This window comes from Bartonella sp. AP331QHHD (genome assembly GCF_042195905.1).
Classification (GTDB): Bacteria; Pseudomonadota; Alphaproteobacteria; order Rhizobiales; family Rhizobiaceae; genus Bartonella.
Map to the genome: position 1 here is coordinate 24,388 of NZ_JBHIPG010000027.1, position 23,732 is coordinate 48,119.

Genomic DNA, 23,732 nt, shown 5'->3' on the forward strand with positions numbered 1-23,732 from the left:
CGTTTAAAAAGGCTTAGACTAAGACAATCATAATGACATAAATATAAATAGAAAAAAGGGAGTGAATTATGTTTAATAAACGGAAATTTTATATCAATGGTCTATGGGATGAGCCAAGCACTCCTCACGATTTTGACGTCATTAATCCATCAACAGAGGAGGCTTGTGCTGTCATTAGCCTTGGAAGTACAAAAGATGCCGATAAAGCAATTAATGCGGCTAAAGAAGCCTTTCAAAAATGGAAAACAACATCACCAAATGAGCGTCTTGGATTTGTTGAAAAAATTCTAGAGATCTACGAAAAACGTTCCAAAGACATGGCAAAAACCATTTCAATGGAAATGGGAGCACCAATTGATATGGCGCTTAATGCGCAAACTGCAACCGGAAGTTCCCATATTCGCAATTTTATCGAAGCTTATAAAGAGTTTTCGTTCCAAAAAACTTTAATAAAGGGAAATGAGCAAGCAATCCTTCACTACGATCCTATCGGCGTCGTAGGATTAATTACGCCATGGAATTGGCCCATGAATCAAGTAACTCTTAAAGTTATTCCTGCTCTCTTGGCTGGCTGTACCATGGTGTTAAAGCCCTCTGAAATTGCGCCTCTTTCTGCTATGCTTTTTGCTGAATTTTTAGATGAAGCCGCACTTCCAGCCGGTGTTTTTAATTTAATCAATGGTGATGGTGCGACTGTTGGCTCTTACCTCTCTGCACATCCTGATTTAGAAATGATCAGCTTTACTGGTTCAACTAGAGCAGGAAAAGATATTTCTAAAAATGCCAGCGCTACTTTAAAAAGAGTCTGTCTGGAACTTGGGGGAAAAGGAGCGAATATTATCTTTGCTGATGCCGACTCAGATGCTGTTCAACGTGGTGCACGACATTGCTTTTATAATAGTGGACAAAGTTGTAATGCACCAACTCGTATGCTTGTGGAACAGAGCATCTATGACAAAGCCGTGAAAATAGCCAAAGATATTGCAGAAACAACAAAAGTAGGACCAAACTGCCAAGAAGGAAATCATATTGGGCCCGTTGTTTCAAAAAAACAATATGATAAAATTCAAGATCTTATCCAATCGGGAATTGATGAAGGTGCAACTCTTGTTGCAGGCGGGACTGGTTTACCGAAAGGAATGGAACGCGGTTATTATGTCCGTCCAACAGTCTTTGCTGATGTAAAACCTCATATGCGTATTTTTAAAGAAGAAATCTTTGGTCCAGTTCTCTCGATTCTTTCTTTTAGTACAGAAGAAGAAGCCATCGCTTTAGCGAATGAGACTGAGTATGGTCTTACAAACTATATTCAATCGCAAGATCGCAACAAATATCGTCGTATTGCGGCACAAGTACGCTCTGGTATGGTAGAAGTTAATGGATATGGATTACCCAGTGGAAGCTACTTTGGAGGTGTAAAATTTTCTGGGCGCGCTCGTGAAGGAGGACATTGGGGAATTAAAGAATTTCTCGATAGTAAAGCAATTTCGTACTGGTAAAATCTTATTAAAAACTTAATAGGAATCGTATGGTAATACAGAAAATAACGGATGAAGGTGCTCTTGGGCAACGTCTTGATCAGTGGCTCGCAAAACAATATCATGATGTGCTCTCACGTTCGCGTTTGCAAACTCTCATCCGTGAAGGCTGTCTTAAAATTGATGGTCAATTCATAAAGGAACCCAAAATAAAATTAAAACCTAACCAAATAATTGAATTGGAAATGCCGGACCTTCGTGATGCAGAACCTAGCGCTGAAGCCATTGCATTGGACATTCTTTTTGAAGATGATCATGTCATTGTTATTAACAAACCAGCCGGTCTTGTTGTTCATCCTGGGAATGGCAATTGGACCGGTACATTGGTTAATGCCCTTATTTACCACTGTGGGAATAGTTTATCTGGTATAGGTGGTGTTAAACGCCCTGGTATTGTCCATCGTCTTGATAAAAATACAAGTGGTGTCATGGTTGTTGCAAAAAATGATCTAGCTCATAAAAGTCTCAGTGCTCAATTTTCTGATCATGGACGTACCTGCGCATTAGATCGACGCTACCATGCCTTGATTTGGGGAACACCTCAGCGCAATGTCTGGACAATTGATGCATCACTTGGCCGTTCGCCCCATAACCGGACAAAGCAAGCTGTCATCCATAACCAAAACCCTTATGCTCGTCATGCTGTTACACATGTTTTTCTGCTTGAAAAATATGGCTCTCATGCAGACTCAACATCTTTTGCTAGCCTTCTGGAATGTCGCTTGGAAACTGGACGCACCCATCAAATCCGTGTTCATATGACTCATATTGGGCATCCACTCATAGGCGATACAGTTTATGGAAACGCTTTTAAAACAAAATCAAACACATTCAACTCCACTATTAGAAATGCAATCGATCAATTCAACCGACATGCACTCCATGCTGCAAGTCTTACTTTTGAACATCCTTCTACCGGTAAAGTTATGTCGTTTTCCGCACCACTGCCTCAAGATATGGCTAAACTTATTAAACTTTTTAAAAAAATGAATTGAAACTTTTCCCCTTCTCAAGATTTCACAATAAAATATCTTTTTTTGAACAAAATTGAAAAATATGCTAGAGTGAGGTTATGAGGATAGTTAGCTATCTAAAAACATAGAATTTGCCTTATCAGGGAATTCAAACAAAAGGAGGGTGCTATATGGCCCATATGAATTTATTATCAGTAATGACAGGTGATGGTGGTTTAAACCGTTACTTGGAAGAAGTGCGTCGTTTTCCAATGCTTGAGCCAAAAGAAGAATATATGTTAGCTCAGCGTTACCGTGAGCATAATGATCTAAAAGCTGCGCATAGGCTAGTAACCAGCCATTTGCGTCTCGTAGCTAAAATCGCGATGGGATATCGGGGCTACGGACTTCCCATTGGGGAAGTCATTTCAGAAGGCAATGTTGGACTCATGCAAGCTGTTAAACGTTTCGAACCAGAGCGGGGTTTTCGTCTTGCAACCTATGCAATATGGTGGATTAAAGCATCAATCCAAGAATATGTATTGCGCTCTTGGAGTTTGGTGAAAATGGGGACAACAGCTAATCAAAAGCGTTTGTTTTTCAACCTTCGTAAGTTAAAAAGTAAACTTCAAGCACTTGATAGTGGCGATCTCAATGCAGAACAAGTGAAAAAAATTGCAATCCAGTTGAATGTCACAGAAGATGAAGTTGTATCAATGAATCGTAGGCTTGGTGGTGACACTTCACTCAACGCACCAATTCGAACAAAAGAAGGGGAAAACAGTGAGTTGCAAGATTGGTTGGTGGATGAATCTAACGATCAAGAACAAATTTTAATTGAAAAAAGTGAATTAGAAAATCGCCGTTCCATGCTCATAAATGCCATGGACAATCTCAATGAACGCGAAAAGCGTATATTTAAAGCGCGTCGTTTAAACGATGTACCACTAACCCTAGAAGAACTCTCTGGTGAATTTAATATTAGTCGAGAACGAGTAAGACAAATTGAAATGCGTGCATTTGAAAAAGTGCAAAACTCTATCAAAGATTCTACTTTATCTCAAAGTCAAGTATAAAACCTAGAGTTAAGTATAAAGCCAATGGTTTGCACATTCTTTAAATGTGAAAATGAAAAAAAGCATGCCTTGGCTTTATACTTGTAAATTAGCCTATAGAATTCTTTAAGTTATTGATATGTAAAGCTTTATTGAATATATTTGGTATATAATTGATAAAGACGGTCGTAGAAAATTCTTCACAGCCGTTTATTTTTTTGCATCTATGTTTTATTTTGTTGACCAAGAACTGTTAACTTATCTTGTTGTGCAAGCCATTGTCCAATAACTTCATTAAAAATAGACTTACCTGTTGGTCCTTTTGCAAAGGTTAATTCACTTATACGCCCGTTTTTATCCGTTAACACCAAACGCATCCAATCTAATTCTCGCATCAATTGTAAATTTCGATCAAGAAATGGATGATTTCCACTCAATGCGACAAGAAAAAAGTCATCGTTAATCTTTGCAGCAATGGTTCTTGTTAAAGCCTGTCCAATGGATTGTTCACTTGCTTTAAAGGTTAATGCTTGAACATTGCTTATAGCTTTACCTGAAAATTTATCCGAAAGAATAAAAATAAGGTCCATAATATATGAAGCAGGAAATGACTGATCGGTATTACGACGTAAAATTAACCGTAATGATATCCCTTCATCAGGAATTGTTATATCACCTTGTATAGTTGTTTCTTCTGGAGCCCCCTTCACTTGAGACTCTTTTATAAGCGTCCAGCGAGCACTTCCCGTTGCTATCTTTTCTGCATCATAATTTGTACGTGCTTGATAGAAAACAGCTTCACCTGATGTTTCAAGCGATTGCAAATTGCTATCAACAACTGTTGAGAATACTTCTTCATCCGAAGAATCTATCGCTTGTTTTAAACCAACATCAATTTCACTTCCATCCTCTAATAAGCGTTGTGTTAACTTTCTCTTAATTGGAAATGCCTTTGGTACTCTGTGAGAAGCTTGAAGATTTTCTTCTAAAAACTGATGATCATTTGATACAAATACACGCTCACCAACAAAAAAAAATACCAACAAGTAAAACAACAAAACTAACAACAGAAACAGCACTTATCACAATACGCCTTTGCACTAACGATTTATTAGCACGACGTAAAGCCTGAGAAAAAATGTGCGAAACAATATGCGGATTATCTTCCTGCGAAGGAGAAATCTTTAACACACTGCTATTAACATGCTGAGAAGGCACATCAGCCTCCATATTAACAGGCTCTGCATCTGGTATATCTGATACACAAAGCTCAACAAATACCTTGTTATCCTTTGAACGTGTAACAAAATCTTGCTTTCTTTTTATGTTTACCTCTGACAATTCATTATTCTTTGGTAATATAGTTTTTTTTGTATATTTCTTATCTTCATTTATATTTGTGGGATTCCACCCAATAACTGAAGAAAGCCGTTTCTTTTCAACTGCTAAATATTCTCCTTCAACAGTTGCAATAGAACTTTGAAGAATCTTTCTTTGTTCATCCGCTATTGCTTGTGGTATTTTTGCTGTTACAAATTGATGTTCTAGTGTTTCGGTAGCCCGCTTATAAATCCGCTTACGCACTTGTGGTGTAATATTATTTTGTGCATTAATTGTCTTTTTTAAGATTCCAACGAAATCTACCATTTCCTCTATAATCTCTCTTAAACTGAGAAAAAATCAATAGTAAAGCCAAAAAACCTTATTTTAGCCTTCTAAATTGGTTGCCATTTAATATTGGTACAACTATTGCAATAATGTAAAATGAATATGAAAAATAAACAATGCTATTTTGCACCTTTCTTTTACGTGCTCTTAAAAACTTTTTTTGTAAAAAGATACAAAAACGAACAGAGAACATATATAGAAATCTAAAAACAATAATCAATTAACAAAGGGATCCGTAATAAGAATAGTATCTTCACGCTCTGGACTTGTGGATAATAAAGCCACTTTTGTATTAATCAGTTCTTCAATATAGCGTATATATTTAATAGCCTGCACTGGTAAATCTTCCCACCTCAATGCATGTGCTGTTTCTTCCTTCCAACCTTCTAATGTTGCATAAATAGGCTTCACCCGATCCTGAGCTCCCATGGAAGAAGGTAAATAATCAATCCTTTTACCATCAAGCTCATAACCAATACAAATTTTTATTTCATCCAAACCATCTAAAACATCAAGTTTTGTCAATGCTATACCTTGAACACCGCAAATTGTTACCATCTGACGTACTAAGACAGCATCAAACCAACCACATCGACGCTTTCGACCCGTTACAACACCAAATTCATGTCCACGCACTCCCAGAAATTCACCAATATCATTTATCTGCTCTGTCGGGAACGGCCCTTCTCCAACGCGTGTAGTATAAGCTTTTGCAATACCCAAAACATAATGGATTGCATCAGGTCCCATCCCCGAACCTGTACATGCTTGCCCAGCAACTGTATTAGATGACGTTACATAAGGATAAGTTCCAAAATCATTATCTAATAAAGCACCTTGCGCACCTTCAAAAAGAATGTGTTTCCCTCCTCGATAACCTTCATCTAAAAGACGCCACGTACAATCCATAAAGGGCAAAATTTTATCCGCAACTTGCATCAATTCATCATAAAGTGCTCGAGAATCAATCTCTGCAACACCCATCCCACGACGCAAAGCATTATGATGCCTCAAAAGCCGCTCAATCTTAGCCATAAGTGTATCTTTTTCTGCTAAATCCATCACTCGGATAGCACGACGTCCCACCTTATCTTCATAAGCCGGTCCAATACCGCGCTTTGTTGTACCAATCTTTAAACCAGATAAACCGCTTTCTCGAATTGCATCAAGATCACGATGCAAAGAAAGAATCAAAGGAGCATTTTCAGCAATACGCAAAATTTCTGGTGTGATTTTTACACCCTGATTACATAGTTTTTTTACTTCTGCAACAAAATGATGAGGGTCAACAACAACACCATTACCAATAATTGATAACTTGCCACGCACTAAACCAGACGGTAAAAGTGATAATTTATAACTGACTCCATCAACAACCAATGTATGGCCAGCATTATGCCCCCCCTGATATCTCACCACGATATCTGCTCGCTCAGACAACCAATCTACAATTTTACCTTTGCCTTCATCACCCCATTGTGTACCGACAACAACTACATTGGCCATAACTTTCTCCGTCGTGTTTGGTCAAAAAAACCAGCATTCAAAAACAAACTCTTCTTTATAACGAAACCTTAGAGCAAGTGCGACTCCTCATTTCAGATTTTTCTCAATCTTCAAGTGATTAAATTTTCAAATTTATGATAATAAAGATAAGCAAATACCCAAATATTTTAAATCTGTCATTTTCGCTACAAAAAGTAAAAACATTAGAGATTTTAATTTGTGCGTATCCAACACCTGACAAAGCATTCATTCCCCGTCTTAATCTTTTACAATTCATGTAATATTTAGAGGCTGTTTGTCTGATACAAGAATACGAAAGATCATCATAATCTCTCGTATCCTTTTTTGTTTAAAAACACGTTGTGAAAATCAACAGTAATTATTTAAAGCTGTGCTTTTTCAACTTGGAACGCCCACTCAAGCCATTGTGTTAAAATTTCAAGATCGGAAGCCTCAATTGTTATACCCGCCCAAATTCGAAGCCCAGGAGGAGCATCGCGATACGAACCGATATCATAAGCAACCCCTTCCTCATCAAGACGCTTCACAACCGCTTTTATAAAAGATACTCGCTTTTCCGTATCCAAAGCAGTAATCACTGGATCCACAATATCTAAACAAATAGCGGTGTTAGAACGCACTTCAGGATCTTTTGCCAAATATTCTAACCATGGCGTTTTGCGAACAAAAGCATCAAGTACAGAAAAATTTTTCTCAACCCTTGCTCTTAATGCCGCTGCACCTCCTAGAGATTTTGCCCACTTCAACCCATCAAGAAAATCCTCAACACAAAGCATAGAAGGTGTATTGATGATCTTTCCTTTAAAAATATCTTCGTTCAATTTTCCATTTTTTGTCATATAGAAAAGTTGGGGCATAGGCCAAGCTGGAACATGATTCTCAAGCCTCTCAACAGCACGAGGACTTAAAATCACCATACCATGTGCAGCCTCACCTCCCAAAACTTTCTGCCATGAAAAAGTAACAACATCTAATTTTGAAAAATCAAGATATTGCGCAAAAGCTGCCGATGTTGCATCACAAATGGTCAATCCAGCCCGCTTATGCGGAATGAAATCCGCATTAGGAATACGCACACCAGAAGTTGTCCCATTCCATGTAAAAACAACATCCCGATCAAAGTCAAGTTGTGTTAAATCTGGTATTTCACCATAAGGAGCTTCAAAACGACGCACATCAGAAAGCTTTAATTGCTCGACAACATCTTTATTCCACCCAAACCCAAAACTTTCCCACGCTGCCATATCAATGCCACGCTCACCTAATAGAGACCATAGAGCAGCCTCAACAGCACCGGTATCTGATCCTGGCATAATTCCTATACGATGATCAGAAGGAACCTCAAGAATCTCACGGGTTAAATTAACAACTTCAGCAAGTTTTAATTCTGCTTCTCTAGATCTATGTGAACGCCCAACTAATGCATTTTTAAGAACATCAAGAGTCCAACCAGGCCGTTTGCTACAAGGGCCTGAAGAAAAATTAGTATTATTGGGACGATTACTTGGTTTTTGTAACATTATCATTATTTCTCCCCTTTTAGATGTTTTTCTTTCTTTATAAAGAAAAACAAATTATTATAAAGACTAATCAATAATCTTTTTAGAAAAAAGTCAAAAATGTTGTCTCTTATTTCGTATGCTTAAAATTTAGGGAAACTTTATAAAAAAATCTTTCTTAATCATTCTTCTCGATTGATTCTTTTAATTTTTTTTCGTATCACCACCACGATAAGACAGCATTCTAATAACAATACACTAAAGTGTCCAATATACCTATCAAATTTATTTTATGATAAAGATTCATTGATAACGCTCTAGAATAGGGAGATAAACTTATTAAAAAATCAATTATTTTTCTTTTGATGACTGGACAGAGAAAATTTTAATGTTATAACCGCAAACGCTTTATATTTTTTATGAAGCATGCCCAGATAGCTCAGTTGGTAGAGCAGCGGACTGAAAATCCGCGTGTCCGTGGTTCGAATCCGCGTCTGGGCACCACTTTTTGTGTTTAAAATATTGAAATATATAGTTTTTTTCTTTAAATAGCTATTTTCAGACCACCTTTTAGACCACCTTCTACAGTTTATATAATTTTACCTAATTTGTTCTTATTTGCTCCTTATTTTTCTTTGGAGTGAAGTCTAAGATCTCTTTTTTCTCCATCTCACTGCTCTTCCCAGCTTATAAGGTTGGGGAAACTCTCCTTGAAGCACCCAATTGCGAATCGTTGTTGTAGATACACTAAAAAGCTGTGCACACTCACGTGTCGTTACATATCTATCTCCATCATCAAATATCATCTCATTACCTTTCTCTTTTTTATATTAATTAAATGGGTGGGAGTGCTGGGAGGAGAGAGCACCCCCATAGGTTTAAGCAGCTTTTGCCAAAATCTTTTCCATCTCTTGTTCTATTTCCCCTAAAAAGATTTCGACAGCTTTATTAATCTCTTCAATGTGTTCCTCATCGCGGAGGATGCGTTTGATTTTCATTCTCAAACCAGTAGATTTGCCTACAAAGTTTGGATTATAGCTCATGAAATCACACCATTTTCGTCCAGTGCATGCCATTTGGAATTGCATCTGTGCGATATATTCAGGCTTGATTTCGTCATAAATAAAAAAACGAAGATGCGTGGTTGATTGTGGACATTTGACTTCGACTAAACCGTCCTCTCCAATAAACCCATCAGGACTAGCCCCCGCCATTTCCATTTTTGGGTGTGGGATAAACCCGCATCTTATGACATTGGTGTCATAAATGAATTCATATTCTCTCAAGGCATTCTCTTCATGTTCAATGCCCCATTGCATAGCAGGTGTTGTATAAGATTGGCTTATTTCCCCTATTAAGCGTTCTGTCATGAGTTTCGTTTTGTAATCTTCATATTTGCTTGTAGGCAAACCTTTTGCTGTCTTACTGAGTACGTTGTAAACGTTTGAAGCAGTGACTTTACCTAAGCGCGCTTGAAACCATTCTGCTGTTCTTTGTTCCATCTCACACCGCCGTTCCCTGTTCGTGTGGCGTTGCTATATCGGCATCTTGTATAGGTGCATCTAATTGCTTTTGTTGTGCTTTATTCATTTGCTTTCGTTGCTTTTTTTTTCAAAGAAAACAAAGCGGTTTGTGCTTGTTTATAAGACATATCTGTTAGATTTTTTACTCCTATGAAAGAGAGAAGCCTACTTTCTTCAGATTGTGTTTTTTTAATTAATTCTTTGATTTCATTCATCTGTTCAGGAGAGATACCCGCAAGAAGCGTTATTCCATTCTGTATCGTCTTCTTTTCTTGCAACATTAAGAAGCATGCCTAAGAGATATCTACGTGCGTAGGTGAGAGTAGAACAAACCGCTTGTATGTTATTTTTGCTCCCTGTAGCGTCAAAAGGAAATGTTCCTTCTGTTGATATTTCATTGCCTGATATATGCTTTAAAGTCATTTCTACAGTTATGTCATTTGAACTCTGGTCTTTGATACGAGAGAACAAGGCAAAGTGATGTTTTGCAAGAGGTTCTTTGATAGCATCAATATATTTATCAAGCGTTGTATAGAGCTTTTAGTATGTGTATTAATGGCGTTTTGTTCGATATTTTTGTATTCCATTTGCATAGCCGAAAGATCATGGACAAAATTTTGGCGCTCTTGTCGTTTTATCTCCTTTTCTCGCAATTCGAGAAGGCTCTTGAGACGTTCCAGATCAACATCATTTTCTAAAGCTCTTTCTAAAATAAGCTCCATAGCTGTAGGTTTGATTTCACAATCGTTCGTTTTTTTCACTAATTCCGTTTGTGTGGTACTTAGTTCACTCATCTTGATTTCCTCCACTGCGCGCAATTTCCCCGTGGCGTGAATCACGCTTGTGTTTAAAAATATTGTTTGGTTGTTAGAAACGGCTTATAGAGATACTATAAGATTAGTAGTTCGTATTTTTTTCCATGGTTTATTGCCTCTCGCCCGTTGTGATGATTTCATCATTGATGATCTCTGCGTTTCCATGAATAAATGCATAACCATAGATTTTGGCATTTCCCCCAACTTTTGCTCTGATGGAAATCAATGGACTGTCATAAATTTTAGCATTTCCATTAATAAATGCACCACCGGAAACTTGTGCATTTTCGTAGATTTGTGCATTGGCAAAAACACATGCATTTTCGTAAATATCAGCAATGTTATCAATATAAGCATCACCAAAAACTTTGGCATAACCATAGACTTTTGCATCATCGCCTACCCAGCAATTGCCATCATGACTTAGATTGTCTTCATTCTCTATAAAGCCGCCAAGATCACCTTTCTTGACATCCCCCAAATCTCTCAATGCACGAATGCGGCGGAGTGTTTTGTCATTAACTTCAGTTTTTTCATCAGTCAGTTCGTATTTTTTTTCCATGATTTTTGCCCCTACCTTAAGATAGCATCACTTCCATAAAATGCTGTTTTGCCAGCTACTATGGCATTACCACCAACTTTTGCGTTATTATAAACTTCGGCATCATCATAAACCCATGCCTCACCACCAATCCAGCAATTGTTATCATGGCTAAGATTTCTTTCACTCTCTACCCAGCCACCAAGATCACCTTTTTTAACATCTCCAAAGTCTTTTAATGCACGGATACGGTAAAGCGTTATTCTATCAACTTTAATTGTCTCATCAGTCAGTTCGTATTTCTTTTTTATCATAATAACCTCCTCTTAATGCATGCTTTGTCTTTTAAGCTCTTGAGACAGCACACCAATTCCTTTTGCTGTGATTTTTGCGCAAAGGAATGACCTTTTCTATTCCACTTGCGGTTTGAAGTGTGATAGTTGGACAATCCATAAGTTTCTTTTGGATTTTGTCTTGATGAGAAAGCAAATTTCCACCTGCTGCTCGTCTGTAAACCCAACCTTTTTTCTGTAAGAAGAGAATGAACTGTTTTGATTGCATCTCGAGTATTTTAGCAGCTTCTGTAAGACCGAAGAGTCCATTATGACGCTGTAAGCTTTCAAGAGCCATTGCCTTTGGTTTAAGGGTATTCACTTCGCTTTTTAAGGTCTCTAATTGTGTGACGCTTTCTAAAAGCAGTTTTTTCACAAAGAGAGGGTCTTCTAAAGCGTTTGCAAGGTCTAAAGGTTTCTTTGCACGCCGTTCACATTCAATAAAATATTGACGGGCTTGTTTACCTTTTTCATTACGCTCTACCATGGAAAGTTCTTTTGCCATTTCCAAAGTGAGATGGTAATTAATTGCGATAACAGCTCTAGATTTTGCGCTCGCCAAATTTGGTGACCGCAAATCTTGTGTTTTTATAAAATCTTGTCCTTCTATAAAATTGTATCTGGTAATATGGTCCTTAATCCAATTGGAAAAGTCACGTTTTGCCTCTAAGAATGTATGCAGATCACGTGCATTTACTGTCTGAACAATTTCCTTATCAATGGCTTGTTCTTTAATCTCTATGAGAGTATTCATGATGAACTCCTTTCAAAAAGTTCATATTTTTCAGATGTTACAATAAGGCTTTTCATCATCACTTCCTAAATTAATGAAAACACAAGTTTTGGCATAATATTCTGCCATAGTTTCTATGGCGCTCTGCTTTAGCGATTTTCCTTGCTGCGTAAATTTTGAAGTAATGATTATCGGTTTTATCTGTTTCTATTTCAGATTTTGGACAAATCTTCTGTCTGTTCCATTCTTGTTTTGTAAAAACAAAATCCACGCCTTCTTTTAGATCAAGCTTTTCAACACAATCATTAAACCAAGTGGAAAAATCTTATTTCAAATGTAAGTGCCTATGCATTACATGGGCATTGACCATTTGGACATAACCGATTTTGTTGTCTACCTCGTTTTCAGGTATGAGATATCTTTCACTATCATATCATGTGTATTCATAAGTTTACTCTAATCAATTATTGATGGATTAAAGGGGGTACATTTAAAAGCGCCCTTTAGAATTTTTAAAGCACATCACAAGGACGCAAACGGTGTTGTTGTTCGTAAGTACCGTAAATCTCATCATTATATTTTTCGTCTGCGATCTCGCCTAAAAGTTTATTGTAACATCACTTTCTCATATAAAATAATGAACCTCACTATCCTCATAGAGACGTTCGATATTTTCTTTTACATATGCTTCTGCGATCTCTTCAGAAATGTCTTCACAGTTCTTTTCAGAAGGATTGATGCGAAAGATTTGGATTGCATCATCTGCCTCGTCAATAATTTTTAGAACTTGGCTTTCATCCAGTGGTCCTGACCGACCAATGTTTTGATCATCATTATAGACAACTAATAAAATTTCATCGGAATTTATAAGAATTGGATTTTCCATAATTTCTCCTCCCCAACGCCTCTTGGCAATTGTTTGTGTGTGGTTTATGGATACCAATGTAGTGTATTTAAGAACATATGTTAATACATATGTACCGATTTTAGAAATTTTTACATAAATATAAAAATTCACTTAGAAAATTAAAACTGTAATTACTAAAAAAGGGGTATATGTTTAGAATAGCTAGAGCTTTAGTAATACTAATTACATTGAATTTTAATATTCTAATCGATTATTTTGCAAATATTTGCATAATTCTCTCCTTAACAGAAATATACGATAAGAAGAAAATTATGCTCATATGATTTAACTATTTTAAAATCTCGGTGGTTTTATCCAGTCTATAGGCGCAGCCCAAATTAATGCAATATCTTTTATTTCTGGATACAACCTATTTAAACTCTCTAAATTAAATAAACCAGGCTTACTACCTTGCTTTATTATTTTGACAAAACAACGTCCATCTTGCGTATAGACAATTGCTTTTTTATTAAGAAGTAAACTTGGAGAAATGTTTTCTGAATAAAATAAAATGGATTTATCTTCAATGAAAGGTTCCATTGAATCGCCTTCAACTTTTACTGCGTATGTATCCTTTGTAATATACGGGGGCATTTCCACTTCTTCAAGCCAACCATCTTCATAGGGGATAATTTCTGAACCTGCTCCTACATATCCCATTAAGGGTATAGTTTTTTTTCGTGGAAGTGGGTATTTCGTGATTTCCTCAATTGCTATACCTTCTTGTGCACTTATTCCTCGTTCACCTGTCAGCATTTTATTGACTGCAGAGCGGTAGATAGGACGATGTACCTTCTCACTTAGTTGTCTGGCAAGCTATGATTGAGATAATCCAGATTCTTGTAAGGCTTCACTTAGCCAAATTTTCATAATGTTATTCATGGTTTCCATTATATCTTTGTTAGAAAAAAAATCTTTTGTGATTTTCGTTACATTTTCTATTGATATTGTACCTAAATAAGCCACAATATGACTTATGAAACAATTTTCGGAAATAATAAATTTATTAGGTGGGGTTCGTAGAGTATCTCAGTTGCTTGGGGTTCATAGAACACGCATGTACGTCTGGCTCCGTCCTGTATCAAAAGGCGGAACTGGTGGGAGAATTCCGACAAAACATATCCCAATTCTTTTGAATAAAGCTAAAAGAATTGGAGCACCGATTAAGGCAGAAGACTTTTTCTCGTTTTTTTATAGGACGCAATCATGTGATTCTAAATTATCTTCACATTCTGCTTTTATTGCTGCCCCTACAGATAATAATGAACATCAACAGCACCATTCACACTCTTAAAGAAGAAAGATCAGAGATAGTAGATGTCTCACAGATCACTATAAGCAAAGTCCAGTTGATTGATCTTGTTAATAAGATTGGACAGGAAAACATATATTATGGTGTCCTTTCGCCTCAAGATGCATGTTTTGAAATAAGCATAGATCCCTCATCAACAGGTTGTTTTGTCTATATGCTGCATAGTATCTTTGCGCGTGATGATAGAAAATATTTTCCGTTATTGCCGTACGATGATTTTAATCAATGGTTTTTATCTGTGTTTACGCAAGCTTTTACAACTACAACTTGGTTTGATAATTATTTTTCTCAAGAGTTGTCATCTTTTTATTGCTTAAATGAGCTGATCTTGTTTATAGTCTTAGTCAAAAATAGGCTTGATTTCTTAAGGGATAAACTCATCGAAAAAAGAAAAGAAGAAATCAAATTAATAAGATGCGTGCAATGTGTGTCTGAATTGAGTTAATCCAATTTTTCAAAACTTATAACTACGCGCTCTGCCATAGCGCACATATAAATACGCATCAACCATAAGGGGAGGAAATGAAAAAACCACCACGTTATACTTTTAGCTCTTCAGAAGATTTAATACATGCAATAGGTTTTCCAGATGGTTGTACAATTGTTTTTAGTAATTCTGATTGGAATTTTTCTTTTGATGAAAATAACCATTTAATAGCTAAAAATGCTTTAGGATCAAAGTTGTACTTAGAGGTATACGGTAACACACAAGCTTTCCAAGAGAAATTTCAGGGATTATTCGAGAAGCATAATAAGCGGTCTGCATATTAGATGAAGCGCTTCGTAATTGATATGCTTTTAATCGATCTGTTGCAGCCTCCATTTCATTCCATGATGATTGGATTCGTTTGGCTTCTTCTTTAGGGGAAATATACGTTCTAAAAAAATATTAGCATTAAAAATTTTTGTGAAATCATAAGTTGGAGAAAATTGAAAAGTAAGTTTAACAGAAGCCCCATATGTTCTATCAATATCGGCCCCAAATTGTATACCTATGATAGCAAAACATTTTGTATGGGCTGGAATATTTATAGACAATAATACTTTCGACGCAGGTACTTCAGGTGGGCTTATAAAATGAATTCTATCTTCGATATTATGGCAATAAGGTAAAGAAGGCGCATTAAATTGACCAACAGAAAGAAATACTTCAGGCCAAGAATTAGTATGTTCCCAGTTAATATCACTACATGGTTTCCGACAGTAAACACCAGAAACAGAATGTAATTTAATATCAAAGGGAGCTATATTGTGAAAATTAAACCATGCAATATCATCAGCAAACTCTTCATAACAAGATGTAATAAACAAAGGTTGCAGTGGAATGTTGTTTACTTGATTGTTTGTATTTTGAAGCACATCATTATCAGGCATTTTCCACCTTTATTTCGAATAATAATTACCGTCGAACGGCTTTGTAAAAATATTTTTAAATGGAATAGCAAATGACTAACACGATTTTCTGTCTTGATCTAGGGACAAAGACAGGCTGGGCGATATGTTCCAAAGACATGTGCCTAAAGACGACAACGAAGCAGACTCTTTAGCAATTTTATATTTAAAGAAAGAAGGGGGGTATACATGTCCAGTAAAATACCATGGACGAGACTTAATACAGACCAATGGCTATTTAAACTTTCTGATTTACCGCCTATGGAAGTCAATGTTTATGTGAAGTTGCGGATAAGAATGTTACACACGCGTGAACCTCTTTTGAATGATTCACAAATATTATCTCATTTTACTTGTTGTTCAGTAAAAAGATTTCAAAAGGCATTAGATTATTTATTTAGATTTGGACACATCATTTGCTTAGAAGATGGTCGTTTGTGAAATTCAGATGTTGAGGAAGAACTCAATAACTCAAACGAAAATTTAAATAAATTTTCAGAGAGCACAGAAGGCAGCGCAAGCAAAATGGGCAAAACATCATAAAGCAAAAACAATTAGTGATGATCAAGATGCTAAGCATGATGCTTGTGAGGATTCTAGCAATACACAAGCAATGCTTAATGATGTCATTAACAATAACATATATAATAAAAAAACTAAACTATCGTTTTAGAAAAAAAAGAAATTTGTTCTGAAAGTTTAGAAACAAACGAACAGATTGACGAGCCAACAGAGGTTCATGCTTGCGAAAGCCAACCAAAGCAAATCACAACGGGTGTAGAAAACCAACCTCCCATTCACGAGCAAAAGAACGTTCCCAAAAAAGCGAAGCGGACTAGGTCAAAATATGGGTTTCTCTTACCTGCGGATTTTGAACCTAATTTGCAATACGCAATCGATCAAGGATTAACGCATCATGAGGCAGTGTCAGAATTTGAACGGTTCACAAATTACTGGATAGCAAACCCAGGTAAAAAGTGCAAACAAACGAGATTGGCAAAGGACTGGGTGCAATTGGGTTACACATCCAAAGTGTTTTTTTTAGCACAGAAAAAAGCAAGATTAGAACAGGAGAAACGGTTAGGTGGTCATTATGGAAATGATCAGTCCGGGGTATCCATTGACTTTGAAAACTGGGAATACATTGACGAAACAGGAGGAGGCGCAAACCTTAGATGCTTGCAATCGTCTACAAGCGTTGCTCTCTGTGAAAGCTTCAGTTAAGCAAATTGAGCAAGCTTCTTTCCTACTCTCAAGCATGAAGTCCCTGCGAACACAGATTCCAAGGCCGTTATCCTTTCCTATAGCATGATGCTGGAACGGATTTCAGCATATGCTCTGAAAAAGGGCGTCGAAGATATCGTAACTGGTCAAGCAATGGGGATATCAAAAACATTTATGCCAATTTGTGGAGAGCTTTTAGCTTATTGCCAGACAGTAGAAAATAACCTTCTTTCAAAAGCCGAAAGTGTACGTAGAGCAATTAAAATACACGTGAGAAAACACTCAAAGAAAAAACAGCGAAAGAGCACTTTAGACGACTAACGCTTGTTCACAAGCAAGAGCTTGAAGAAACTTTAAATGGTATTGGAGGAACAGTGAAAAACATTGCAGGTTAGCAAAATAGTGAAAAGTGGTGATCATTTTACGATTAGATATGCGTTTTAAGAGTGACTAAAAATTTTTTTTAAGGTATAATACTTTCCTAAAATTGTATGCAGTACCAAATTTATAAACTAAGTGAATCCTTTAATACAAATTAAGAATTTTAGGATGTGAAAATTTCAAGATATTTGTTTAAAAAACATAAATAGCTAGTATCAATGTAAAAAAATATTGCAGCAGTCATTAAGTTCTTTCGTGTATTTTTGAAATAACAGAGTGTTTCTTTAATCTTTATGAAAGGTTAGAGGATCTTAGTACTTAAAGCGATCATCAACTATAGATAAATAATAGATGAGGTTAACTAAAAGCAACTGGATGCAATAGAAGACGTTGCTATTAAAAGGAAAGCAAACGCGAAAAAACTAAAGGTAGTTTGTGCCTTCTATCAGAAAATAATTTAAAAAATTGAAATCATAATTTTTTCACAGGAAATGAGTATGTTTACAGATAAGCAACTAAGAGCCTTGTTTGGCATTATAGTTTTTATATTTTTATGTTTTTCAGGAATTAAAAAAAATATTGACTTTATTCAGGGTATTTTGACATTCGCATCTGTTGGTTTGATAATAGTAACAACTATTTTTGCAATTTTATGCAATTCTAATATTCCTTCTGAGTTGCAGAACAACCCAAAATATAAAGATGATGGTACAACGGGTTGGGTGAAACTAACACGTGATTTACAACAATATATGCACCGACTCTTAAATATAATAATTTTAGCGCTTGTCGTTTTAATTTTCCCAAATAGTTATAAAGAAACTGTTTCTTTGCCTGTCATTTTTAGGTATGTGGAACACAAATTTCCTTTTTCATTAGATACCATAATGTGGTACTCAGATATTGCTATTTGGTATTTAAACATTGTACTTTGGTATTATTTTTTATGCCGTGTACTCTTTCTTATGTTGTATACACGCAATTTAATAAATATATCTATCCTTACACTGCAGTGTTCCATTATAAAGCCACAGTGAAATTTCCGATTTCAAATATCAATTCTTTTTTTACAAAATCTTTATTATATCTGCCATTATCATCTTTAGATGATTTAATACGGATTCTATGCTGAAAACTCTCAGTATTAAATATTACATCGAACTTATCATATGTATCTCCCACAAAATTTAATTTGTGCAATATAGGATTTTTTTTATCTTTTTTTAAAAAATTCCACAAATATTCCCTTAAATTATTTTCTTCTTTAAATTTGATATCTAAGCTGAGTTCTATTTCAGTAACATCATCAGTGGGAAATGCATCAAGAGAATCTTTAGCCAACTCCACTAAGCATTTTGCTGATTGCTTTCCAAAAAGTTCTAATTGTTTTTGTTTTTTATATTTTAGTTTTATTTCTTTAATTGAATGCAATTTTTTTTCGAAATCTTGCTTATCAATAAGCTCAGGTAAAATATTAATTTCTTCCTTGAAATTTTCTTTGTAGTGTGACTGCAAGCATTGGTTTAGCTTTTTACTTGAAGAAAAAAGAATGAATTTTGTAGGAATCAAAACTCCAAAATATTGTTCATTTTGTTCAATTTGTTTTTTAGAACGCGGGTTAGGAACGCTTTGAAAGCCATTTTCGGAATCAATCACTTCAGGATTATAAGGACTTTCTTCTCCTGTTAAAACATAAACCCAATAGTAGGTACTTGATTCCACAAAAAGTTTTTCAATTGTTAAGGTAGCACATTGATTCTTCACGGTAAGAGTATACGTTCCTTCCTGCAAAAATTTATCGATACAATTTGTATTAACTAATTTTGAGTCTGTATCTATTTCATATTTATAAGAAAGGAAGTTAATGGTATTCATAAAGCTAACACAATTACAACGTTTATAGTCTTATGGGCGATAGATACTATCTAAGTTATCTCAGTGATTATGAAGTAGGTAGTTTGTATCTCAAATATCTCGTGTCTTTTAGAATCATTCAAGTGAAAGGTAGAGGCTATAAAATTTTAATTGTAGAAGCAATATGAGTTTTAGAAGATCTATTAAAAGCTGCTTAAGTTTAAAAGAAGTATGATCATCTTCCCAGCTTTTAAGTGGAGAAGAAATTAGGTTGCATCTTTGATTGTAATAACGACTTTCTTTCCAAGAACACTCAGTGTTTGCTCTAATGTTTGAAGCTTAGTTGGATAATTTGGATCAAGAATGCGTCTTGCTTCTGTTTCTTTTTTACCCAAACGATTAGCCAATTCTGTTTTTGTGATATTCGCTTTATTAAAGGCTTCTACCACTGCAAGTTTAAGAACATTCCATGCATCTACAGTAACCTCTACAAGGTCTTTATACTGTTGTGGCATTGGTAAAGGCAAACCGCGCATAGAATAGCTCCGTAATGCTAAAGCTAAAGCTTCAACAGCATTCTCTAATGCCTCTGCTCTATTTTCTCCAGCTGTTATTGCTTCTGGTACATCTGGAAAGGTTACAATAAAACCACCGTCTGGATCAGATTCCAGTTTTGCTTGATAAGTGTATTCCATGTTTAGGTATCCTCGCCATAATCGAAATGCTTTTAAAACGAAAAATCAAAGCCATTGAGAGAGTAACTCATACCCTCAACTGCTTTTTTATTATTTTCACGTAAAGTGGGGTCAATTCACCAGATTTTATAACGGTTGTCTTGTCTCCAAAAGTTACCAAATAATATGACCCTTTGCCTGCATCAGGAGCTTCACTGTAATGAATGCCTCTATTTCTGGCTTCTTTACGTAATTCTCTAAGCAGTGCTTCTCGTTTCATTTAGCCTCCCCCTTTACTTTATAAAATGAATATCGCACAAAAAGGTTCGATAGTCAACAATAAATCGAACAAAAAAGTTTGATACAGACTCTTAATGAAAGGATATTTATTGAAACGTTAAAAGCAGAAATAAGAAAGCCGTGCCATTTGTGTGACATGTTTTTTTGATGAATAATTTGTCAAATAATATTATAATGTAATACTTAAAAAACTGTTATTAATAAACTGAAACAATTGAAAAAATAAGCAAATAATGTTAAGGTTTTCTATGTATTAAAATACAAATTTAAGGTAAGAAAAAACATGCTAAACAAAGTGACGTTAATCGGGCGCCTTGGTGCTAATCCCGAAAGCAAAACAATGAATTCTGGAGCAGAAATAGTCAATTTTAGTATAGCGACTTCTGAGAGCTATACAGATAAAAAACCAATCAAAAAGTAGAGAAAACAGAATGGCATTCCATGGTGATTTTTAATCCACATTTAGCAAAAANCCAATCAAAAAGTAGAGAAAACAGAATGGCATTCCATGGTGATTTTTAATCCACATTTAGCAAAAATTACACTTCAGTATCTCAACAAAGGTTCAAAGATTTACGTAGAAGGCAAATTACAAACACGCAAATGGCAAGATAAAAATGGGCATGACCGTTACACAACAGAGATTGTCTTACCACAATTCAAAGGCGAGTTGTATTTGCTTGATGTAAAGAAAGATCAATCGGCATCCCCTACCCCTTCACCCGTTACTTCTCAAAATTATGCTATCGCTTCAGGTGCTCAAGATTATAGAACAGCTCTTAACGATAGTGTCCCATTCTGATTGATAACATATGACAAAGAGAAAAAAACGTACAAAACGCGGACGTCCTCGGATAAAAGGATGCATAAGAGAACCAAACGGACGCATCTCACGAGCAAAAACACCGCATGAACCCATGGATAAATTGGCAATTGAAATGCGTGCCAAACGCTTTGGCTTGACCATAGAAGAGGCTAAAAATCCGCTTTCCGGTACCTATATTGGGCGGCTTTATTTGCAAGGCGAAATCAATCAAGACCAATATGATGCTGCGCAAAAATATCTTGAAGTGAAAAACAATTACCTATGTGCAAAAGCATTGCCTAATGCAATTTATGATGAAATGCCTACAACTTCTGATAACGGAGCAAGAGAGAAATGGGCACAGAAGGCAACAGAACATCTTTTAGCTGTAAAAGATGTTGTTCAAGAAGCTCAATGTTTACACCGTCAATATAACCTTCATGCCGCATTACAGTATCTTGTCATAGAAGATCAATCACTACCACACCTTGTGCTTTCATTGCGCATTGCTCTTAATGCGCTTCATAAGCATTTTAGCCATTAAAAAGAATTGACATCAGATGAAAAATCATTAAAATGTGTATATATTTACACATTATGAGTTTAGGTAATGGAACAAGATAGCCGAAAAATCATTGCAAAATTAAAGCATGATGGCTTTGAACTTATCAAAGTGAAAGGTTCTCATCATAAATTTAAAAAAGATGATAAGGTTGTTATCGTTCCACATCCTAAAAAAAATCTTCCGATTGGTACAGCACGTTCTATCGCACAACAAGCAGGCTGGTTAAAAGAAGGAGAAGAAGAATGAAAAGATTTTTTGCTCTTGTTCATAAAGATGAAGAATCTGCTTTTGGTGTTCAGTTTCCTGATTTTGAGGGACTTTTTTCTGCTGCTGATGAAGAAGAAAATTTAATCGCAAATGCAACAGAAGCACTCCAACTTTATTGTGAAGATATAGTTAGAGTGCCTATTCCTTCAAAATTTGAAGAAGTTATACAACGGGAATCTGTCAAAACAGCTTTGTCAGAAGGAGCTTTTTTAATACAAGTTCCTTTTATTGAAAATGATTCAGAAGTCATACGCACAAATATATCAATTGAACGAGGGCTTTTACGTGCAATTGATGATTGTGCACAAGAGAGAGGTTTAACAAGATCTGCTTTTTTGGCAACAGCAGCGCGTCACGAGCTTAATATTTAGCTCTTCAATCTGGAAAAATTTATCACTCTAGATTTTTTTGCAAAAGCGTGTAATTGCATATGATCCGCGAGCTATTAATGAAAATCAAAAGGCGGCAGGCAAACAAAACGCTATAGTTAAGAGGGATATAACTATCATTGATACTATATACATGGCATCTAATATTTCTGGACCTGTCATTGCCTTTCCCTCCTATAATAATTTCACAATAATTTATAAAATCTAAAATGTTTTAGAAAATTCTATATATTCTATTTTAAAATAAAAAATATAGATTTTTTTGTTGACATGGTGTAAAAAATCGTATTTAATGATGACACTGTATTATTCGTGTTGTGTCTAAAATTCAGTAAAATATGAACTTGAAACGTGGCTAAAAAGCTCTGTTTTTTTGTTAGCTCTGGCTAATTAATTTTTCACAGAATAAAAATCAATATTTGACTAATTATGTCATTAATTATGACTCAAAAGGAGCCATAATGAAAGCTGTCATCACTAAGCCAATGTGTGTTGTTGGCGACAATAAAAGCACTGTTCGCTTTGAACCATTACCCCCCAATAATCCATTTGTTGAAGTTTCTAATCAGGTCTACGCACGTCTCAAGCGCGCCAATGCTCAAAACCTTTTGTTGACGTCAAAACAACAGCAAAACCTGAAAAGACAGTTGAACAAATTAAGCAGATAGAACAAGAAGTAGCACAAACATCATCTGAACCAATGACTGAAGAAACCTTACTCGAAAAACCAAAAGCATCTAAGGTCTCTCAATCATCAACACCTACTCTTAAAAAGGCTTAGACGTTGAAGTTAATCATCTACCCAAAATGGTATCTTCAACAGGTGAAGGATACCTTCACCAGTCTTCAAGCACCACGCCTTAATTGGGCTGTGCGTAATGCTCTAAACACCGCAGCAAAACAGTCGAACGCTTTACTGAAAAGCAAATTGCCGACATCTCATCAGCCCAAATAAAGCGTATAAGAAGAGGTGTTTATATTAAAGAAAAGGCGACAGCAAGGTTTCTTGAGACAGATATCATTGGTCCTGGAACACCGATACTTCTTAAATTTTTTAAAGCAAAAGAACAAAACGCAGCGTGGCTTACAAAATGTTTGTAAAAAAACAAATCTTGCCCATGTTTTTATCAAGGATGGGAGTTTTCCAAAGCCTGTTGAATTAAAAAAGCTGAATGGTAATGTTTTTCAAAGAGTGGATGGAAATCAATTCCCCATTGCAAAACAAGAGGGACCCTCAATTGCTAGGGTGATGTCAAAGCCAGAGATTACAAGTGCTATTGTAAAAAAAGCCAATGAGAGATTAATTGCCAATATACAGTACCAACTTGCTCATCATGAATACGCTGGCTGTTAATAAGAAAGGCTAGATTATGTTCTTAAACTTTATCTATATATTCCATATCCTTATGAGTTTATGCATTACACACTTTGATTGCAATTTTAAAAACAGATTATCACTTATGCTTTGTTTTTCCATA

The 23,732-nt window shown here is 35.7% G+C and carries 22 protein-coding genes, 1 tRNA gene and 9 pseudogenes; 16 read left to right on the forward strand and 16 right to left on the reverse strand.

Features of this window, described 5'->3' with window-relative positions:
* Positions 1 to 68: 68 nt before the first annotated feature.
* From ACFIMS_RS03215 to rpoH, 3 genes are all read left to right on the forward strand, one after another.
* Positions 69 to 1,499 (forward strand): aldehyde dehydrogenase family protein, encoded by a 1,431-nt coding sequence (locus tag ACFIMS_RS03215; RefSeq protein WP_375696386.1) that lies wholly within the window; start codon positions 69 to 71, stop codon positions 1,497 to 1,499.
* Between the two features lie 29 nt (positions 1,500 to 1,528).
* A complete protein-coding gene (locus tag ACFIMS_RS03220) occupies positions 1,529 to 2,533 on the forward strand; it encodes an RluA family pseudouridine synthase (protein WP_375650654.1) in 1,005 nt (334 codons plus the stop codon).
* A gap of 149 nt (positions 2,534 to 2,682) precedes the next feature.
* Complete coding sequence (rpoH, locus tag ACFIMS_RS03225) at positions 2,683 to 3,567, forward strand: RNA polymerase sigma factor RpoH (RefSeq protein ID WP_273790355.1); 885 nt, start codon at positions 2,683 to 2,685, stop codon at positions 3,565 to 3,567.
* A 203-nt stretch (positions 3,568 to 3,770) separates the two neighbouring features.
* Here the strand turns inward: rpoH and ACFIMS_RS03230 are convergent.
* From ACFIMS_RS03230 to ACFIMS_RS03240, 3 genes and pseudogenes are all read right to left on the reverse strand, one after another.
* Positions 3,771 to 5,193: pseudogene (locus ACFIMS_RS03230) on the reverse strand (hypothetical protein).
* A 237-nt stretch (positions 5,194 to 5,430) separates the two neighbouring features.
* The gene (locus tag ACFIMS_RS03235; protein ID WP_375613716.1) at positions 5,431 to 6,720 is read right to left on the reverse strand and encodes an adenylosuccinate synthase; all 1,290 of its coding nucleotides are present in this window, start codon (positions 6,718 to 6,720) and stop codon (positions 5,431 to 5,433) included.
* 383 nt (positions 6,721 to 7,103) lie between these two features.
* Positions 7,104 to 8,267 (reverse strand): phosphoserine transaminase, encoded by a 1,164-nt coding sequence (locus tag ACFIMS_RS03240; protein ID WP_375613717.1) that lies wholly within the window; start codon positions 8,265 to 8,267, stop codon positions 7,104 to 7,106.
* Between the two features lie 401 nt (positions 8,268 to 8,668).
* Here ACFIMS_RS03240 and ACFIMS_RS03245 point away from each other — a divergent pair.
* Positions 8,669 to 8,744: transfer RNA gene (locus ACFIMS_RS03245), tRNA-Phe, on the forward strand.
* Between the two features lie 99 nt (positions 8,745 to 8,843).
* Here the strand turns inward: ACFIMS_RS03245 and ACFIMS_RS03250 are convergent.
* From ACFIMS_RS03250 to ACFIMS_RS03290, 9 genes and pseudogenes are all read right to left on the reverse strand, one after another.
* Positions 8,844 to 9,046 (reverse strand): annotated as a pseudogene (locus ACFIMS_RS03250) (helix-turn-helix transcriptional regulator).
* Between the two features lie 72 nt (positions 9,047 to 9,118).
* Positions 9,119 to 9,742 carry a lambda exonuclease family protein gene (locus ACFIMS_RS03255; RefSeq protein WP_375696387.1) on the reverse strand — a complete coding sequence of 208 codons (624 nt, stop codon included), beginning with the start codon at positions 9,740 to 9,742 and terminating at the stop codon, positions 9,119 to 9,121.
* Between the two features lies 1 nt (position 9,743).
* A pseudogene (locus ACFIMS_RS03260) lies at positions 9,744 to 10,557 on the reverse strand (ERF family protein).
* A gap of 130 nt (positions 10,558 to 10,687) precedes the next feature.
* Entirely contained in the window at positions 10,688 to 11,140 is a 453-nt protein-coding gene (locus ACFIMS_RS03265) for a hypothetical protein (protein ID WP_375652354.1), read from the reverse strand.
* Between the two features lie 11 nt (positions 11,141 to 11,151).
* Entirely contained in the window at positions 11,152 to 11,433 is a 282-nt protein-coding gene (locus tag ACFIMS_RS03270) for a hypothetical protein (protein ID WP_375638704.1), read from the reverse strand.
* Positions 11,434 to 11,445: 12 nt separating this feature from the next.
* A pseudogene (locus ACFIMS_RS03275) lies at positions 11,446 to 12,205 on the reverse strand (antA/AntB antirepressor family protein).
* Between the two features lie 70 nt (positions 12,206 to 12,275).
* Positions 12,276 to 12,631, reverse strand: a pseudogene (locus ACFIMS_RS03280) (antA/AntB antirepressor family protein).
* 65 nt (positions 12,632 to 12,696) lie between these two features.
* Positions 12,697 to 13,070 (reverse strand): annotated as a pseudogene (locus ACFIMS_RS03285) (hypothetical protein).
* 315 nt (positions 13,071 to 13,385) lie between these two features.
* Positions 13,386 to 13,847: a helix-turn-helix transcriptional regulator gene (locus tag ACFIMS_RS03290; RefSeq protein WP_375681459.1), complete on the reverse strand. Its 462-nt coding sequence runs from the start codon at positions 13,845 to 13,847 to the stop codon at positions 13,386 to 13,388.
* A gap of 220 nt (positions 13,848 to 14,067) precedes the next feature.
* On the opposite strand from ACFIMS_RS03290, the gene ACFIMS_RS03295 reads away from it, so the two are divergent.
* The 3 genes from ACFIMS_RS03295 to ACFIMS_RS03305 all read left to right on the forward strand — a co-directional run bounded on the left by ACFIMS_RS03295 (position 14,068) and on the right by ACFIMS_RS03305 (position 15,174).
* The gene (locus tag ACFIMS_RS03295) at positions 14,068 to 14,385 is read left to right on the forward strand and encodes a hypothetical protein (protein ID WP_375632673.1); all 318 of its coding nucleotides are present in this window, start codon (positions 14,068 to 14,070) and stop codon (positions 14,383 to 14,385) included.
* A 55-nt stretch (positions 14,386 to 14,440) separates the two neighbouring features.
* On the forward strand, positions 14,441 to 14,848 hold the full coding sequence (locus tag ACFIMS_RS03300; protein ID WP_375638809.1) for a hypothetical protein: 408 nt from the start codon (positions 14,441 to 14,443) through the stop codon (positions 14,846 to 14,848).
* A 77-nt stretch (positions 14,849 to 14,925) separates the two neighbouring features.
* A complete protein-coding gene (locus ACFIMS_RS03305) occupies positions 14,926 to 15,174 on the forward strand; it encodes a hypothetical protein (protein ID WP_375681460.1) in 249 nt (82 codons plus the stop codon).
* 27 nt (positions 15,175 to 15,201) lie between these two features.
* On the opposite strand, the gene ACFIMS_RS03310 is transcribed toward ACFIMS_RS03305, so the two are convergent.
* Positions 15,202 to 15,777, reverse strand: coding sequence for a hypothetical protein (locus ACFIMS_RS03310; protein WP_375696388.1), 576 nt, complete (start codon positions 15,775 to 15,777; stop codon positions 15,202 to 15,204).
* A 207-nt stretch (positions 15,778 to 15,984) separates the two neighbouring features.
* Here ACFIMS_RS03310 and ACFIMS_RS03315 point away from each other — a divergent pair, with 207 nt between their 5' ends.
* The 3 genes from ACFIMS_RS03315 to ACFIMS_RS03325 all read left to right on the forward strand — a co-directional run bounded on the left by ACFIMS_RS03315 (position 15,985) and on the right by ACFIMS_RS03325 (position 18,437).
* Complete coding sequence (locus ACFIMS_RS03315) at positions 15,985 to 16,236, forward strand: hypothetical protein (protein WP_375638815.1); 252 nt, start codon at positions 15,985 to 15,987, stop codon at positions 16,234 to 16,236.
* 441 nt (positions 16,237 to 16,677) lie between these two features.
* Positions 16,678 to 17,019, forward strand: coding sequence for a hypothetical protein (locus ACFIMS_RS03320; protein WP_375638816.1), 342 nt, complete (start codon positions 16,678 to 16,680; stop codon positions 17,017 to 17,019).
* Between the two features lie 878 nt (positions 17,020 to 17,897).
* Positions 17,898 to 18,437 (forward strand): hypothetical protein, encoded by a 540-nt coding sequence (locus ACFIMS_RS03325; protein WP_375610935.1) that lies wholly within the window; start codon positions 17,898 to 17,900, stop codon positions 18,435 to 18,437.
* Here the strand turns inward: ACFIMS_RS03325 and ACFIMS_RS03330 are convergent.
* From ACFIMS_RS03330 to ACFIMS_RS03340, 3 genes are all read right to left on the reverse strand, one after another.
* Positions 18,421 to 19,275, reverse strand: coding sequence for a hypothetical protein (locus tag ACFIMS_RS03330; RefSeq protein WP_375610934.1), 855 nt, complete (start codon positions 19,273 to 19,275; stop codon positions 18,421 to 18,423). The genes ACFIMS_RS03325 and ACFIMS_RS03330 overlap by 17 nt on opposite strands.
* A 245-nt stretch (positions 19,276 to 19,520) precedes the next feature.
* Positions 19,521 to 19,949: a type II toxin-antitoxin system HicB family antitoxin gene (locus ACFIMS_RS03335; protein WP_375696389.1), complete on the reverse strand. Its 429-nt coding sequence runs from the start codon at positions 19,947 to 19,949 to the stop codon at positions 19,521 to 19,523.
* A gap of 67 nt (positions 19,950 to 20,016) precedes the next feature.
* Positions 20,017 to 20,208: a hypothetical protein gene (locus ACFIMS_RS03340; protein ID WP_375610932.1), complete on the reverse strand. Its 192-nt coding sequence runs from the start codon at positions 20,206 to 20,208 to the stop codon at positions 20,017 to 20,019.
* 360 nt (positions 20,209 to 20,568) lie between these two features.
* Here ACFIMS_RS03340 and ssb point away from each other — a divergent pair.
* The 6 genes and pseudogenes from ssb to ACFIMS_RS03370 all read left to right on the forward strand — a co-directional run bounded on the left by ssb (position 20,569) and on the right by ACFIMS_RS03370 (position 23,608).
* A pseudogene (gene ssb / locus ACFIMS_RS03345) lies at positions 20,569 to 21,030 on the forward strand (single-stranded DNA-binding protein).
* Between the two features lie 10 nt (positions 21,031 to 21,040).
* The gene (locus ACFIMS_RS03350; RefSeq protein WP_375638819.1) at positions 21,041 to 21,577 is read left to right on the forward strand and encodes a hypothetical protein; all 537 of its coding nucleotides are present in this window, start codon (positions 21,041 to 21,043) and stop codon (positions 21,575 to 21,577) included.
* Between the two features lie 66 nt (positions 21,578 to 21,643).
* Positions 21,644 to 21,844 carry a type II toxin-antitoxin system HicA family toxin gene (locus tag ACFIMS_RS03355; protein ID WP_375638821.1) on the forward strand — a complete coding sequence of 67 codons (201 nt, stop codon included), beginning with the start codon at positions 21,644 to 21,646 and terminating at the stop codon, positions 21,842 to 21,844.
* A complete protein-coding gene (locus ACFIMS_RS03360) occupies positions 21,841 to 22,236 on the forward strand; it encodes a type II toxin-antitoxin system HicB family antitoxin (protein ID WP_375638823.1) in 396 nt (131 codons plus the stop codon). Before ACFIMS_RS03355 ends, ACFIMS_RS03360 begins: the two co-directional genes overlap by 4 nt.
* A 479-nt stretch (positions 22,237 to 22,715) precedes the next feature.
* Positions 22,716 to 23,035: pseudogene (locus ACFIMS_RS03365) on the forward strand (hypothetical protein).
* Between the two features lie 3 nt (positions 23,036 to 23,038).
* Positions 23,039 to 23,608 (forward strand): annotated as a pseudogene (locus ACFIMS_RS03370) (hypothetical protein).
* The last annotated feature ends 124 nt before the right edge of the window (positions 23,609 to 23,732 follow it).